Genomic DNA, 16217 nt, shown 5'->3' with positions numbered 1-16217 from the left:
TTTCTAGATCAAAACCCCTTGACTCTGGAATGCAAATCTTCCTACGGTTGAAACCACGCCTTTGGTCTGCTGCTGTAGCGACCATCCGAAACTTCGAAGAGACCATAGAAAGTTTCTTGGGATCGTATGGAAAGCAAGGCCACCCCTGGCTGGTGCAATGCCGGGTGGTCCGGCACCATCACGGCAACCGCTTCAGGGCAACTACTTCACTGCAACGACGGAGAGAACATGCGGACGTACAAAGTGGCCATCGTGGGCACCGGCGGGATCGCCGCGGTCCACGCGGACAACCTGGCACGGACAGGCGGGCGCGCCGAGCTCGTGGCAGCCTGCGACGTGGACCAAGGCCGGCTGGACTCCTTTGCGGAGAAGCACGGCATTCCCGGCACCTACCTCACGGTGGCCGAACTGCTCGCGGGGGCCCAGCCGGACATCGTGCACCTGTGCACGCCGCCCATGCTGCACATCGACCAAGCCATCGAATGCCTCGAGGCCGGGGTGCACGTGCTCTCGGAGAAGCCCCCGGCACTGAGCCTGGCGGACTTTGACCGGCTGGAGAAAGCCCAGGCCAAAGGCGGCGCCCAGTTCTCCTGCGTGTTCCAGCACCGGTTTGGGGATGCCGCCGCGGCCGCCCGGGAACTGATCGGGGGCGCCGGGTTCGGCCGCCCGCTGGTGGCCCGCTGCGATACCCTCTGGTACCGGCCGGACAGCTACTGGGACCTGCCCTGGCGCGGCACGTGGAACGCCGAGGGCGGCGGCCCCACCATGGGCCACGGCATCCACCAATTCGATCTCCTCCTGCACCTGCTGGGACCGTGGGAGGAAGTCACCGCGATAGCAGGCCGGCAGGCACGTGCCACGTCCACCGAAGACCTGTCCGCCGCGCTGGTTCGGTTCCGCAACGGCGCCGTGGCCACCATCGTCAACTCCCTGCTCTCGCCCAGGGAAACCTCGGACATCCGGATCGACTGCGAGTTCGCCACCGTGGAACTGGGCCACCTTTACGGCTACGCCACGGACAACTGGACCGTTACCGGCGCGCCAGGCCACGAAGACCAGGTCCGCACCGAATGGCACAGCCGGCCGCTGGAACGCGGCAGCGGACACTCCGCCCAGTTCCTGGCCATGTACCAAGCGCTCGACGCCGGGCTTCCGCTGCCCGCCGGCGCGGACTCCGCCCGGCAGACCCTTGAGCTCGCTGCCGCGATCTACGCTTCCGCCTTTACCGGCAGGGCCGTCCGCCGCGGCGAGATTGTCCCCGGCCACCCCTTCTACGGCGGGATGGACGGAGACGGGCTGGGCACCGCCGTCCTGGATGCCACAGCCCTCAACGAAACAGCTTTCGACGCCGCCCGCGCCTGACACCCCATACCCCCAAGGAGCCTCCCGCCATGCCCACCACCCCTTCAGCCGTTCACACTGCCCGGCTGGATGTCACCGACGACGGCGCAGCCCTCACATTCACCGCCGACGGCAAGCCCATCGCCACCTACACCTACCGGCCCACCGACCTCCAATACGAGAGCCCCCGCCCGTTCTTCCACCCGCTGACCACCCTCGGCGGAGACGACGTGACCATCTCCCGGCCCTGGGACCACGTCTGGCACAAGGGCCTTTCCTGGGCGCTCCCGAACGTGGGCAGCCACAACTTCTGGGGCGGCGCAACCTACACACGCGCCACCGAGTACGCCAATTTGGACAACAACGGCGCCATGACCCACACCTCCTTCACCGGGATCGAGCACTCCGGCGCAGGGATCACCGCAGCGGAATCCCTCACCTGGACCTCGCAGGACGGTGACCCGGTCATAGCGGAAGACCGCCGGTTCAGCGTCCAGTTGCTGGCGGACAGCAGTGCCGGTGACGAATCCGGGGGTGCCTACGCCATCCTCTTCGAAACCCGGATGGACAACATCTCCGGGGAAGAGATCCGGATCGGCAGTCCCACCACGGAAGGCCGCCACAACGCCGGCTACGGAGGTCTCTTCTGGCGCGGCCCACGGTCCTTTACCGGCGGCGAATTCCGCAACCAGGACGGCGCCGGAACCGATGAATTCATGGGCACCCGCTCGCCGTGGCTCGCCTTTACCGGCAAGCACGACGTCAGTTGCCGGTCCTCCACCGTTGCTTTCGTGGAAGACGGTTCGAACCCCGGCGCACCGAACCAGTGGTTCGCGCGGTCCTCCATGTTCGCCTGCCTGGGTTCAGCACCCTTCTTCAGCGAAGAGGTCCCCCTCCGGGCAGGCGAACCGCTGACCTACCGCTATGCGGTGGTAATCGCCGACGGCGGGGTGGACCACGGCCGTGCCGCGGCGCTGGCGGCAGCCGCGCAAACCGCCCTCGGCAACTGGGCCTGAGTATGGGCTCAACGTTCCCGGGTGCTACCGGCCTGTCCGAGATCAGCATTTACGACTGGCCGGGGGCGGACGGCGCCGCCGGCGGATCGCCGCACGTGCACACCGCCTCCACCGAGGCGTATGTGGTGTTGGCGGGAGCAGGCCGGCTGGAGACCCTTGATTCGCGAGGGTTCACCACCACTGAGCTGGTGCCCGGGGTGGTTCTTTGGTTCACCCCCGGCACGGTCCACCGCGCCATCAACGATTCGGGGGACCTGAAGATCCTGGTGGTCATGCAAAACGCAGGGCTGCCCGAACACGGGGATGCCGTAATGACCTTTCCGCCGGAGCACCTCACCGACCCGGCCGCGTACCGCCGCGCCGCGGCCCTGAAACACACGGACGCCGACGCGGGACTGGCCGCAGCGGAGGAAGCCGCGCGCCGTCGTCGTGACCTGGCGCTGGAAGGCTACCTGGCGCTCAAGGACGCTGTCCTCGAATCCGGGCCGGCGGCGCTGGCCGGTTTCCACGCCGCGGCCGCCCGGCTGGCGTCCACCAGAGCCGGAGCCTGGGCAGGACTTCTGGCCGCCGGCGCAGCCCGGCAGGCCGAAGTCACGCGGCAGCAACTGGTTTCCCTGGACACGGCGGAAAGTATCTATCTTGCGAACGCGCGAACTACGATGGGAAAACGGGAAAACCCCAGGATTTACGGCATGTGCGGCCGGATTCAGGCGTGGGAACTTTCCGATAACTAACCCCGGGCGCGTGACCCGGGTGAAAGGTGGTTTCCGTGGTGAGCAAACAGGACACCGGGCGAGCGACGATCAGCGAGATTGCCCGCGAGGCCGGCGTATCCGTTCCCACCGTGTCCAAGGTGCTGAACGGGCATGCCCACGTCGCCGCGGAGACCCGGGCGCGGGTGGAGGAAATCATCGCGCGCCGCGATTATGCGCGCCGCCCGGCCAAACGACGGCAGAAGGCCGGCCTGGTGGACCTCGTGTTTCCCGGTCTGGGCTCGGAATGGGCTCTGGAGATCATCGAAGGCGTGGAGCGGGTGGCGCAGGACGCCGGATACGGAACCGTGGTGAGCAGCCTGAGCCTGGACGGGTCCCGGATCCGGCCCTGGCTGGCAAACCTCGCTGAGCGTAAATCGGACGGCCTGCTGATGGCCGTATACCAGCTGGACGCCAAACAGATCCAGCGGGTGAAGTCGCTGGGGATCCCGGTGGTCCTGATCGACCCCGTGGGCCAGCCCGGACCGGACCTGATGACAGTGGGCGCGGCCAACTGGGAGGGCGGCTACTCAGCCACGGAACACCTGCTCAAGCTGGGGCACAAACGGATCGCCATGATTGGCGGACGCGAGGACCTGCAATGCAGCAGCGCCCGCGAAGACGGCTACATTTCCGCGCTGCGCCGGGCTGGCATTGCGCTGGACCCGGCCCTGATGGCGCCGGGCAACTTTTCCATCGAGGCCGGCGAGGCGGCCACGCGCAAGCTCCTGGAACTGCCGGACAGGCCGACGGCGATCTTCACCGGAAACGACGACCAGGCACTGGGCGCCTACCGTGCGGCGCGCTCTGCCGGGCTGCACATCCCGGATGACCTGTCCATCATTGGATTCGACGACATCCCGGCCGCCGAGTGGGTTGAGCCGGGCCTCACGACCATCCGGCAGCCGGTGGTGCAGATGGCGGAGACCGCCATGCGTGCCCTGCTCCGGCACCTGGACGGCGACGAGGAACTGCCGCAAAGGATCGAGCTGGGCACCGAACTGGTGGTCCGCGGATCCACGGCGGCCCCGCCAACACACTGATCCGGTGCCGGCCTTGATTAGGCTGGAGCGATGGATTATGTACTTCGCCGGGCCACCCCGGAGGATGCCGAGGCCATCGTCTTGATGCATACTGCCGCGCACGAGGAAAGCTACGGACACCTGCTCTCGCCCGGATTCTTTGCTGAACGGCGGCGCTCCATCCCGGAACGCGTGGCCCGGCGCCGGCCGTATCTTGACGTTCCCCACCCGCGGATCGTCGCCGAAGAAGCCAGCGGTGAGATTGTGGGCCTTGCCGACGCCGGCCCGCCGCGCCAGGAGGACAGCCCGTTCGCGCTGGAGCTGTACTCGATTTTCATCCTGGCCCGGGCACAGGGGAGCGGACTGGGGAAGGCGCTGCTGGAGGCCGCCCTGGGCGATTCGCCCGCCTATTTGTGGGTGCTGGAGGAGAACGTCAAAGCCCAGTCCTTCTACCTCCGCCAAGGATTTACGTTCGACGGCGGCCGCGGCAACCTGCCCCCAGAGTGGGAAAGCGTGCCGGAACTGCGGATGGTCCGGGACCGGCCGCGCAGTTAGCCGGCTTTGTGGGCGTCGCGGACGGCCGGCGGGGTTTGTCCCTGCATGACCCAGCGGTTGCCGTCCGGGTCGCTGAAGTAGGCGAACAGAACGCCACCCAGGTCCTGGATTTCGCTGATCTCCGCCCCGCGCTGTACCAATTCATCGCGGACGGCCGGGAGGTCCGGAACCACCAGTTGCAGACCTTCCAGGCTGCCGGGCGCCATGGCGGTCATGCCGGTTCCGATCACTACCGAAGCGGCAGAACCTGGCGGCGTCAGCTGGACAACGCGCATGCCGGGAATGTGCTCCACGTCGTGGTCCAGCACAAAGCCCAGCTGTTCGGTGTAAAACGCCTTTGATTTCTCGACGTCGGAAACCGGGACCTGGACAACCTCGAGGCGCATCTGCATGCGGGCAACTCTACCTTTGCCCCTGCCAGCGGGGAACGGGTGTTCGGCGCGGGTTCAGTCGCCTTGCAGGTGGCATTGTGACGCGCGGAAGGGCCGCTTCCTCAAGGTTCCCTCAAGACTGGCTGAATGTTGGCCGAGTATTCACGGAGCCGACAAATCCGCACGTCACAGGGCCGTATGCTCAGCGGCATCGAGCTTTGCAGGGCTTAGCAGAAGGCCCGGCAAAAAGGGGTGCCGAATTGCTCGGCCTCCTCATCATTTGGGGAAGAATGTCCGATTACGAGACCCTCTTGGGGGCTGCCCAGTCCGCGCCGGCGCCGAAGCTGCCGCGGAATCCACGCGCTTCGACGTTTGTCGTCGGAGTTATGACCGCGATTTTCATGCTGTTGGGCGCACTCAGCGGCGGTCTCGGAGGCGCCCTCATTTTCCTGGGCATCTCCGTCGCCCTGACTGGTCTTTATGTCGTGGTCACGGGGCGGCGCTCCTGGGCCTGGTTGCCGGCGAAGCGCAAGGCCGGCGGCGTCGCGATCGCGGCATCCCTCGCCCTCCTCATCGGAGGTGCCGTGGCGCTGCCGCGCGTCACCTCCGCGGACCTTGAGGCCGCCTCCGCGGAAAGCAGGGCTACGGGCACGGCCGCGACAGCGAGCCTGGCTGCGCCAGCCGTGGCGGCGCCGTCGTCCACTCCCATTCCTGCGCCCACGACTGTGGAAACCGGCGAGCCGCTGGATCCGGATATTCCCAATGCTGTGGCGGCAGGCGTCTCCGTGGCAGCACCCAACACGCAGCCCGCCTACGCCACCAAGGCGATAGACCTGCTCGCAACGCTTGCCATCAAGGGCCGCGCGCCAAAGACGGGCTATGACCGGGCCCAATTCGGGCACACATGGGCGGACGTGGACCGGAACGGTTGCGATACCCGCAATGACATCCTCAAACGGGACCTCATCGGTATCACGTTCACCAACAACGTGCCCTGCAAGGTGCAGTCAGGCACCCTCGCCGATCCGTACACCGGCACCACCATCAGTTTCCTGCGCGGCGCCGCGACGAGCACCGCCGTGCAGATCGACCATGTGGTGGCACTGAGCGATGCCTGGCAGAAGGGGGCCCAGCAGCTGACTGCCGGGCAGCGGACGGCATTCGCGAATGACCCGCTGAACCTGCAGGCGACCGACGGGCCCACCAACCAGCAAAAGGGCGACGGCGACGCCGCCACCTGGCTGCCACCCAACAAAGAGTTCCGGTGCGAGTATGTGGCCCGGCAAATCTCCGTTAAGGCCACGTACGGGTTATGGGTGACCCAGGCCGAGCACGACGCGATGGCACGGATCCTGGGCGACTGCACCGGGCAGTTGGCGCCGACCAACCAGCAGGCGCCGTCGCCCGCCGCTGCCGAGCCGGCACCTGCTGTCGCTGCGCCGGCCCCGGCTCCTGCTCCGGGTGCCCCGGCTCCGGTTGCCCCCGCTCCTGCTCCTGCTGCGCCCGCTCCAGCTCCTGCTGCTGTTTATTACGCCAACTGCACTGCGGCGAGGGCCGCAGGAGCGGCGCCGATCTACGCGGGCCAGGCCGGATACCGGCCGGCGCTGGACCGCGACTCCGACGGCATCGCCTGCGAGTAGGGCTCTTGCCCGGGATTCGCCGGGCCCTCTTTCCACCATCACCATCACACGCATTCCTAGGGGGAATCATGAAAGAAAACATCGGGCCTGCCGCCGGCAGGTTGAAGAAGACGCTGGCCTTGGCCGTGCTGACCGGGCTTATGTTGACCGGCTGCGGCGGCGGCAAGCAGGCGGCGGTGGAGCCGGCCTCGGCGGCATCGGCGACTGCCACGGTGGAAGCATCCGTCACGGTCCCGGGAGTTGTAGGGCTCACCCTGGACAAGGCGACGGACCAACTGGAACAGCTTGGCTTCAAGGTTGACGCGAAAGACACCATCGATGGCAAAGCCCTCGGCACGACGAAGAACTGGCAGGTGCTGACCCAGGACCCTTCCAACGGAGCCCAGGCAGCAAAGGGTTCCACGGTGCACCTTGGCGTGAAATCCCTGGAAAAGATCGCCGCTGAAAAGGCTGCGGCCGAGAAGGCTGCAGCTGACAAGGCAGCTGCCGACGCCGCCGCGAAGGCCGCTGCCGACAAAGCCGCGGCTGACCAAGCAGCTGCTGCCAAAGCGGCAGCGGACAAGGCGGCGGCTGATCAAGCTGCTGCTGTCAAAGCGGCAGCAGACCAAGCTGCCGCTGCCGCAGCTCAGCAGGCAGCCCAGGTGCCGGCGCCTGCTCCTGCTGCCGTTCCTGCTGCGCCGGCGCCGGCGGCGTACTACGCGAACTGCACAGCCGCGAAAGCCGCCGGTGCGGCCCCGCTGTACAGGGGGCAGGCAGGTTACAGGTCGGCTCTGGACCGCGACGGCGACGGAGTTGCCTGCGAGCGATAGAACCGCGGGCAGGACTGGGCGAGCCGTGGAAACTTCCTCGCGGAGGTTTCCACGGCATTCCTTTTTTCGGTCAGGGACTGGCCACCTGCCACCTCCGGATAGCCCGCGACGTGGATGCCGTTAAGCGCCGGCGTCCAAGTTGCGCGACCGGGCACCAACCTCCGCCCCGGATTGGGACTCGTGCGCTGCCTTGGCGGCGGGCGGGCGCCGGGAAACGAGCACCGGACCCTTGGCATGGTGGAGGACGGCATGCGCCGTCGAACCGATGCTTCCCTCGATCACTCCATGGCCTTTGGTCCCGACGACGGCGAGGCGCGCGCCCTGGGCTGCGTGCAGGATGGCGCGGGGTACTGAGGTGTCGGTCAGGAGTTGCTGCTCGACCGTAAGGCCCGGTGCCAACGCCCGCGCCTTGGTGACAACCGAGACCAGCAAGGCCTCGGCGGCGGCACCGGGGTCGACAGGGTCCCGGACAAGCCGGTAGCCGGCCGGAACCGTCCGGACGTGGACGATGACCAGCCGTGCTCCCGCCGAGGCGGCCGCGGTGCAGGCATCCTCAAGTGCAGCAGGGGACCCGGAGTCATCAACGGCCACCACCACTGGGCCGTCAGGGTCTCCTCCGGGTTTGATCACAGCCACCGGACACGATGCGACGGCCGCCATCTCAAGGCTGACGGAGCCGATGAGCAGGCCCATGAATCCTCCGAGTCCGCGGCTACCGAGGACCAGCATGTCCTGGCCGGCGGAAATCCTGGGCAGATTGGCGTTGGGGCTCCCGGACAACAGACTTGTCAGGACTTCCACGTCAGGGGCGGCCTGGCGCGCGTGATCCGCGCCCTCCTGCAGTGTCTTTTCCGCCGCGTGCTGGAGCCCGCTGTCCTTGATGCCGGGGACTGGACCCAGATTCTTCGTCAGCAGTGGCCACAGGGTGCAATGCACCAGATGCAGCGGAACCCTGCGCCGGGACGCCTCCCTCGCAGCCCACCGGACAGCCAGTGCAGCCGGCTCCGAGCCGTCGTAGCCCACCACGATGGCTTTGGTTTTCACAATGCCCCATCCTCCGGTCCCGGCAGCCACGGCGTCGTGGAATGCCCGGTTCAATTTTCGTCCGCCGAGTCTGGGGCAAGCCAGGGGCCAATGTCCCTCGACGGACAGCATTATTTGCGCTGGCGGCCCTGCACGAACCCCACTGCCGGCGGCCAGGTGCGGGAAACAGCCGTGGATGCCTACCGCCGGTTTACGTTAGAATTGACCTATCAAGGGGAGTACTCCCGTCTGTGATTGGCCCGTCAATACGGATGCAGCGAAGCATCCCGGGCCGTCGGCTCCGGATCCGTCCGGGCGGAGGAGACCTTGGCGTATCAGTCAACGCCAACCCTTGGAGTACCCAAATGCAGGTAACACCACTGATCTGGATCATCACCCTTGCTGTGACAGTCCTCTTCTTCGTTTACGAGTTCTTCGCGCACGTGCGCAAACCCCATGAGCCTTCCATCGGCGAATCGGCGCGTTGGTCGGCCTTCTATATCGGGCTGGCCCTGATGTTCGGAGTTGGCGTCGGAATGGTGTCCGGTTGGTCCTACGGCGGCGAGTACTTCGCCGGGTACCTCACCGAAAAGGCACTCTCGATCGACAACTTGTTCGTCTTCCTGATTGTGATGAGCGGGTTCGCTGTCCCGAAGAAGTACCAGCAGAAAGTGCTGATGATCGGCATCGTTATCGCGCTGATTCTTCGGGGCGGTTTCATCGCCATCGGCGCCGGCCTGATCGAGAACTTCTCTTGGATTTTCTACATCTTCGGTGCGCTGCTGCTCTTCCTCGCCTACAAGCAGGCTTTCGGCAGCCACGAATCCAACCCTGCTGACGGCAAGTTCATGCAACTGGTGCGCCGCGTCCTGCCTGTCGCTGACGAGTACCACGGCGACAAGCTCACGGTGAAGCAAGGCGGCAAACGGTTCTATACCCCCATGATGCTGACCATCATTGCCATTGGCTTTGTGGACCTGATCTTTGCCGTTGACTCCATCCCGGCCATTTACGGGCTCACCAACGAGGCGTACATCGTCTTCACCGCCAACGCCTTCGCCCTGATGGGCCTGCGCCAGCTGTTCTTCCTGATCGGGGGACTGCTGGAACGCCTCGTCTACCTGGCCCAGGGCCTGGCCGTCATCCTCTCCTTCATCGGCGTGAAGCTTGTCTTCCACGCACTGCACGTGAACGAACTGGCTTTCATCAACGGCGGGCAGCCGCTCTTGTGGGTCCCTGAAATCCCCATCTGGTTCTCGCTGCTGTTCATCGGTGCCACCATCGCAGTTGCCACGGTGGCCAGCCTCCTGAAGACCCGGGGTGATGGGGAAAAGAACGACCGCCACACGGTGGAAGGCGGCACCGTTGCTGCTGCCTCCGGGGACCAGCGGGAAACGGATCAGCAGTCCGACGACGACCTTAGCCCCACCGCCCGGGCACCAAAGTAACCACTGTGAGCCACTGCATAGCGGGCAGTTCCGGCCGGTAGAGAGGCTGGGGAGTGCCGACGGCCCCTGGAATCCTTGTATTTGCAAGGTTTTTGGGGGCCGTTGGCCTTCCTTGAGGGTGGATTTGCGGTGGGGTTGGTGGGCGTGTATTGTTTTCTGAGTCGCCGCCGCTGATGCGGAAAGATAGCGGCGAAAACCCCCTTCTGAACGGCCTGGAAAATGGTTCGCTTTGTGGCGAGCCTGGCGGGTGGGGGCGGTCTTCATTTCGATTCGGATCCTGGAAGTTGGATTTGTGTTGGGGTGGGGGATCGGGTAAGTTTGGAAAGTTGCTCCGGAGCGATCTGCGACTGTTTGTTTGGTTGTGGTGGTGCCGGGTGTGTCTGTTGTTTGAGAACTCAATAGTGTGCCAAGTTTGTTGATACCAATTGTTTTATGGATTGGTTGAATTGACTGGATCCGCCACCCCGTGGTGTGGTCTGGTTTTTACAGCTGGTTTCAAATTTTGTGCAGCCGGGTGTGGTGTTATTTCCACCTGCTTGGTTGTGTCTGTTTTTCTTCAACGGAGAGTTTGATCCTGGCTCAGGATGAACGCTGGCGGCGTGCTTAACACATGCAAGTCGAACGATGATCCCTAGCTTGCTGGGGGGATTAGTGGCGAACGGGTGAGTAACACGTGAGTAACCTGCCCTTGACTCTGGGATAAGCCTGGGAAACTGGGTCTAATACCGGATATGACCTTCCATCGCATGGTGGTTGGTGGAAAGCTTTTGTGGTTTTGGATGGACTCGCGGCCTATCAGCTTGTTGGTGGGGTAATGGCCTACCAAGGCGACGACGGGTAGCCGGCCTGAGAGGGTGACCGGCCACACTGGGACTGAGACACGGCCCAGACTCCTACGGGAGGCAGCAGTGGGGAATATTGCACAATGGGCGGAAGCCTGATGCAGCGACGCCGCGTGAGGGATGACGGCCTTCGGGTTGTAAACCTCTTTCAGTAGGGAAGAAGCGAAAGTGACGGTACCTGCAGAAGAAGCGCCGGCTAACTACGTGCCAGCAGCCGCGGTAATACGTAGGGCGCAAGCGTTATCCGGAATTATTGGGCGTAAAGAGCTCGTAGGCGGTTTGTCGCGTCTGCCGTGAAAGTCCGGGGCTCAACTCCGGATCTGCGGTGGGTACGGGCAGACTAGAGTGATGTAGGGGAGACTGGAATTCCTGGTGTAGCGGTGAAATGCGCAGATATCAGGAGGAACACCGATGGCGAAGGCAGGTCTCTGGGCATTAACTGACGCTGAGGAGCGAAAGCATGGGGAGCGAACAGGATTAGATACCCTGGTAGTCCATGCCGTAAACGTTGGGCACTAGGTGTGGGGGACATTCCACGTTTTCCGCGCCGTAGCTAACGCATTAAGTGCCCCGCCTGGGGAGTACGGCCGCAAGGCTAAAACTCAAAGGAATTGACGGGGGCCCGCACAAGCGGCGGAGCATGCGGATTAATTCGATGCAACGCGAAGAACCTTACCAAGGCTTGACATGAACCGGATCGCCGCAGAAATGTGGTTTCCCCTTTGGGGCTGGTTTACAGGTGGTGCATGGTTGTCGTCAGCTCGTGTCGTGAGATGTTGGGTTAAGTCCCGCAACGAGCGCAACCCTCGTTCTATGTTGCCAGCACGTGATGGTGGGGACTCATAGGAGACTGCCGGGGTCAACTCGGAGGAAGGTGGGGACGACGTCAAATCATCATGCCCCTTATGTCTTGGGCTTCACGCATGCTACAATGGCCGGTACAAAGGGTTGCGATACTGTGAGGTGGAGCTAATCCCAAAAAGCCGGTCTCAGTTCGGATTGGGGTCTGCAACTCGACCCCATGAAGTCGGAGTCGCTAGTAATCGCAGATCAGCAACGCTGCGGTGAATACGTTCCCGGGCCTTGTACACACCGCCCGTCAAGTCACGAAAGTTGGTAACACCCGAAGCCGGTGGCCTAACCCCTTGTGGGAGGGAGCTGTCGAAGGTGGGACTGGCGATTGGGACTAAGTCGTAACAAGGTAGCCGTACCGGAAGGTGCGGCTGGATCACCTCCTTTCTAAGGAGCACCTACAGCAGTTGCTGTCCCGTGTATGCGGGGTGGTGGTGTTGTCAGGAGTAAAGGCCCGTTTCACGGACGAGTGTTTCGTGGCGGGTGCTCAAGGGTGGAATATCAGCAAATAGCGGTCGTGGTGTTTTTTGCTTGTCTTAGTACGAGCCAGTGATGGTTCTGGAACGGTGGGTGGGTGATGGCGCGGTTTAGTGTTTGGCACACTGTTGGGTCCTGAGGCAACAGGGCCATGGTCTGTTGGTTGTCCCTTTCGGGGGAGGGCTGGCGGGGTGTGGGTTTGTTTGTTTCTGGTTTCCTGGCTGCATCGATCATGCATGGGTGCGTCTGCTGTTGTGGGCGTGGTGTGTGGGGTGTGTGGTTTGGGGTTGTTGTTTGAGAACTACATAGTGGACGCGAGCATCTTGTATAAGAAGCAATTTCCAAGAATATGAACCTGGATCTGGCTGCGCTGTTGATGCCCTTCGTGGGTGTTGGGGTGTGGTTGGTTTCTGTGGTTCTCTCGAGAAATTTTTTTGATCTTTGTGGTCAAGCTTTTAAGAGCACACGGTGGATGCCTTGGCATTAGGAGCCGAAGAAGGACGTAGGAATCTGCGATAAGCCTGGGGGAGTCGATAACCGGACTGTGATCCCAGGGTGTCCGAATGGGGAAACCCCGCTGAGCGCGCGAGTGACTTGGTGACCCGTACCTGAACACATAGGGTGCGTGGGGGGAACGCGGGGAAGTGAAACATCTCAGTACCCGCAGGAAGAGAAAACAATAGTGATTCCGTTAGTAGTGGCGAGCGAACGCGGATCAGGCTAAACCGTTCCATGTGTGATAGCCGGCGGGCGTTGCATGGTCGGGGTTGTGGGACTTTCCATACCAGTTCTGCCGGGCTGGTGGGGTGTGATGTGCGCGCATAGGTGAACGGTTTTGAAAGGCCGGCCAGAGAGGGTGTTAGTCCCGTAACCGTAATGTGTTTGTGCCGCCTGTGAGAGTATCCCAAGTAGTACGGGGCCCGAGAAATCCCGTGCGAATCTGTCAGGACCACCTGATAAGCCTAAATACTCCCTAATGACCGATAGCGGACCAGTACCGTGAGGGAAAGGTGAAAAGTACCCGGGAGGGGAGTGAAACAGTACCTGAAACCGTGTGCTTACAATCCGTCGGAGCAGCCTTGTAGTTGTGACGGCGTGCCTTTTGAAGAATGAGCCTGCGAGTTAGTGTTACGTCGCGAGGTTAACCCGTGTGGGGCAGCCGTAGCGAAAGCGAGTCTGAATAGGGCGTTGCAGTGGCGTGATCTAGACCCGAAGCGAAGTGATCTACCCATGGCCAGGTTGAAGCGACGGTAAGACGTCGTGGAGGACCGAACCCACTTCAGTTGAAAATGGAGGGGATGAGCTGTGGGTAGGGGTGAAAGGCCAATCAAACTTCGTGATAGCTGGTTCTCCCCGAAATGCATTTAGGTGCAGCGTTGCGTGTTTCTTGCTGGAGGTAGAGCTACTGGATGGCTAATGGGCCCTACAAGGTTACTGACGTCAGCCAAACTCCGAATGCCGGTAAGTGAGAGCGCAGCAGTGAGACTGTGGGGGATAAGCTTCATAGTCGAGAGGGAAACAGCCCAGACCACCAACTAAGGCCCCTAAGCGTGTGCTAAGTGGGAAAGGATGTGGAGTTGCCCAGACAACCAGGAGGTTGGCTTAGAAGCAGCCACCCTTAAAGAGTGCGTAATAGCTCACTGGTCAAGTGATTCCGCGCCGACAATGTAGCGGGGCTCAAGTACACCGCCGAAGTTGTGGCATTCAAGCATTGGCTAAGCCTTCGTGGTTCAGGTGTTTGGATGGGTAGGGGAGCGTCGTGTGGGCGGTGAAGTCGCGGTGTAAACCAGCGGTGGAGCCTACACGAGTGAGAATGCAGGCATGAGTAGCGAAAGACGGGTGAGAAACCCGTCCGCCGAATGATCAAGGGTTCCAGGGTCAAGCTAATCTGCCCTGGGTAAGTCGGGACCTAAGGCGAGGCCGACAGGCGTAGTCGATGGACAACGGGTTGATATTCCCGTACCGGCGAAAAACCGTCCATGTTGAACAGGGGATACTAACCGCCCGAGACCTGCCTGACACCCCTTGTGGGTGAAGGGTTTTGGTGGAGCGCGGGACCTGATCCTGGGAGGCAAGCGTATTAACAGGTGTGACGCAGGAAGGTAGCCGAGCCGGGCGATGGTTGTCCCGGTCTAAGGATGTAGGGCGAGTGGTAGGCAAATCCGCCACTCATGGTGCCTGAGATCTGATGGGACCCCCGTTTGGGGGGATTTGGTGATCCTATGCTGCCGAGAAAAGCATCGACGCGAGGTTTTAGCCGCCCGTACCCCAAACCGACACAGGTGATCAGGTAGAGAATACTAAGGCGATCGAGAGAATTATGGTTAAGGAACTCGGCAAAATGCCCCCGTAACTTCGGGAGAAGGGGGGCCCCAACCTTGATACACCTTCGCGGTGTGGAGGGGATCGGGGCCGCAGAGACCAGGGGGAAGCGACTGTTTACTAAAAACACAGGTCCGTGCGAAGTCGCAAGACGATGTATACGGACTGACTCCTGCCCGGTGCTGGAAGGTTAAGAGGACCGGTTAGCCTCACGGCGAAGCTGAGAATTTAAGCCCCAGTAAACGGCGGTGGTAACTATAACCATCCTAAGGTAGCGAAATTCCTTGTCGGGTAAGTTCCGACCTGCACGAATGGAGTAACGACTTCCCCGCTGTCTCAACCATAAACTCGGCGAAATTGCAGTACGAGTAAAGATGCTCGTTACGCGCAGCAGGACGGAAAGACCCCGAGACCTTTACTATAGTTTGGTATTGGTGTTCGGAGTGGCTTGTGTAGGATAGGTGGGAGACGTTGAAGCCCGGACGCCAGTTCGGGTGGAGTCATCGTTGAAATACCACTCTGGTCACTTTGGACATCTAACTTCGGCCCGTAATCCGGGTCAGGGACAGTGCCTGATGGGTAGTTTAACTGGGGCGGTTGCCTCCTAAAAAGTAACGGAGGCGCCCAAAGGTTCCCTCAGCCTGGTTGGCAATCAGGTGTCGAGTGTAAGTGCACAAGGGAGCTTGACTGTGAGAGAGACATCTCGAGCAGGGACGAAAGTCGGGACTAGTGATCCGGCGGTACATTGTGGAATGGCCGTCGCTCAACGGATAAAAGGTACCTCGGGGATAACAGGCTGATCTTGCCCAAGAGTCCATATCGACGGCATGGTTTGGCACCTCGATGTCGGCTCGTCGCATCCTGGGGCTGGAGTAGGTCCCAAGGGTTGGGCTGTTCGCCCATTAAAGCGGTACGCGAGCTGGGTTTAGAACGTCGTGAGACAGTTCGGTCCCTATCCGCTGCGCGCGCAGGAAATTTGAGAAGGGCTGTCCTTAGTACGAGAGGACCGGGACGGACGAACCTCTGGTGTGTCAGTTGTACTGCCAAGTGCACCGCTGATTAGCTACGTTCGGATGGGATAACCGCTGAAAGCATCTAAGCGGGAAGCTCGCTTCAAGATGAGATTTCCATACACATTTATGTGTGAGAGGCCCCCAGCCAGACCACTGGGTTGATAGGCCGGATGTGGAAGCGAGGACTAACGACTCGTGAAGCTGACCGGTACTAATAGGCCAACAACTTACACCACACAGATACATACAAATTCTGCTTGCGTCCACTATGTGGTTCCCAACCAACAACCCCCAACACCCGGGGTTTGATACGGCACGGAACCAACAACTGAATACAGCAACACCACAACCACCCCAACAAAAAGGGATGGTAGATGTTGTAACCACAAACTTCCCACCAACCCCCACAGGGTTGGGACGGGTAACAAGGTTACGGCGGTCATAGCGTGGGGGAAACGCCCGGTCCCATTCCGAACCCGGAAGCTAAGACCCACAGCGCCGATGGTACTGCACCCGGGAGGGTGTGGGAGAGTAGGACACCGCCGGACACACACCACTGGTCGAGGCCCCAACCAACATGGTTGGGGCCTCCCACACTTAACACCACCACCACAACCCCACCACCCCCGCTCACACCCGACAGGCAAAACCGCAACCCCCGCTCACATCCGACACGCCACCCACCAACCCCCGCTCACATCTTGCGCGTCCTCAGGCAACGCCAGCTCACATCC

Annotated in this window: 10 protein-coding genes and 3 rRNA genes; 11 read left to right on the top strand and 2 right to left on the bottom strand. The window is 62.1% G+C overall.

The features are described from left to right. Positions 1–228 precede the first annotated feature (228 nt). From ACX5I6_RS00065 to ACX5I6_RS00045, 5 genes are read left to right on the top strand one after another with little or no spacing between them, the layout of a single operon-like run. The gene (locus ACX5I6_RS00065) at positions 229–1362 is read left to right on the top strand and encodes a Gfo/Idh/MocA family protein (protein WP_461839048.1); all 1134 of its coding nucleotides are present in this window, start codon (positions 229–231) and stop codon (positions 1360–1362) included. A gap of 29 nt (positions 1363–1391) precedes the next feature. Next, on the top strand, positions 1392–2357 hold the full coding sequence (locus ACX5I6_RS00060; protein WP_461839047.1) for a DUF6807 domain-containing protein: 966 nt from the start codon (positions 1392–1394) through the stop codon (positions 2355–2357). A gap of 2 nt (positions 2358–2359) precedes the next feature. Then, a complete protein-coding gene (locus ACX5I6_RS00055) occupies positions 2360–3091 on the top strand; it encodes a cupin domain-containing protein (protein WP_461839046.1) in 732 nt (243 codons plus the stop codon). Positions 3092–3126: 35 nt separating this feature from the next. Next, positions 3127–4152 (top strand): LacI family DNA-binding transcriptional regulator, encoded by a 1026-nt coding sequence (locus ACX5I6_RS00050; RefSeq protein WP_461839045.1) that lies wholly within the window; start codon positions 3127–3129, stop codon positions 4150–4152. 30 nt (positions 4153–4182) lie between these two features. Further along, on the top strand, positions 4183–4686 hold the full coding sequence (locus tag ACX5I6_RS00045) for a GNAT family N-acetyltransferase (protein ID WP_461839044.1): 504 nt from the start codon (positions 4183–4185) through the stop codon (positions 4684–4686). Here the strand turns inward: ACX5I6_RS00045 and ACX5I6_RS00040 are convergent. After that, positions 4683–5078, bottom strand: coding sequence for a VOC family protein (locus ACX5I6_RS00040; RefSeq protein ID WP_109863989.1), 396 nt, complete (start codon positions 5076–5078; stop codon positions 4683–4685). The two genes, ACX5I6_RS00045 and ACX5I6_RS00040, sit on opposite strands and share 4 nt — an antisense overlap. 269 nt (positions 5079–5347) lie before the next feature. Here ACX5I6_RS00040 and ACX5I6_RS00035 point away from each other — a divergent pair, with 269 nt between their 5' ends. After that, positions 5348–6697 (top strand): GmrSD restriction endonuclease domain-containing protein, encoded by a 1350-nt coding sequence (locus tag ACX5I6_RS00035; RefSeq protein ID WP_461839043.1) that lies wholly within the window; start codon positions 5348–5350, stop codon positions 6695–6697. A gap of 68 nt (positions 6698–6765) precedes the next feature. Beyond that, the gene (locus tag ACX5I6_RS00030) at positions 6766–7506 is read left to right on the top strand and encodes an excalibur calcium-binding domain-containing protein (RefSeq protein ID WP_461839042.1); all 741 of its coding nucleotides are present in this window, start codon (positions 6766–6768) and stop codon (positions 7504–7506) included. A gap of 120 nt (positions 7507–7626) precedes the next feature. Here ACX5I6_RS00030 and ACX5I6_RS00025 read toward each other — a convergent pair whose 3' ends face one another. Further along, positions 7627–8550, bottom strand: a complete 924-nt coding sequence (locus ACX5I6_RS00025) for a universal stress protein (protein ID WP_461839041.1) — start codon at positions 8548–8550, stop codon at positions 7627–7629. A gap of 344 nt (positions 8551–8894) precedes the next feature. Between ACX5I6_RS00025 and ACX5I6_RS00020 the strand changes: the two genes are divergently transcribed. From ACX5I6_RS00020 to rrf, 4 genes are all read left to right on the top strand, one after another. Further along, on the top strand, positions 8895–9977 hold the full coding sequence (locus tag ACX5I6_RS00020) for a TerC family protein (protein ID WP_461839040.1): 1083 nt from the start codon (positions 8895–8897) through the stop codon (positions 9975–9977). Positions 9978–10533: 556 nt separating this feature from the next. Further along, positions 10534–12058: ribosomal RNA gene (locus ACX5I6_RS00015) — 16S ribosomal RNA — on the top strand. A 535-nt stretch (positions 12059–12593) separates the two neighbouring features. Further along, positions 12594–15719: ribosomal RNA gene (locus ACX5I6_RS00010) — 23S ribosomal RNA — on the top strand. Between the two features lie 195 nt (positions 15720–15914). Then, a 5S ribosomal RNA gene (gene rrf / locus ACX5I6_RS00005) occupies positions 15915–16031 on the top strand. Together the 16S, 23S and 5S rRNA genes form the textbook arrangement of a ribosomal RNA operon. Positions 16032–16217 lie beyond the last annotated feature (186 nt).

It is taken from the genome of Arthrobacter sp. MMS24-T111, assembly GCF_054888995.1.
The sequence above is the reverse complement of the archived record's forward strand: the minus strand, read 5'-3'. Positions and strand labels throughout refer to the sequence as shown.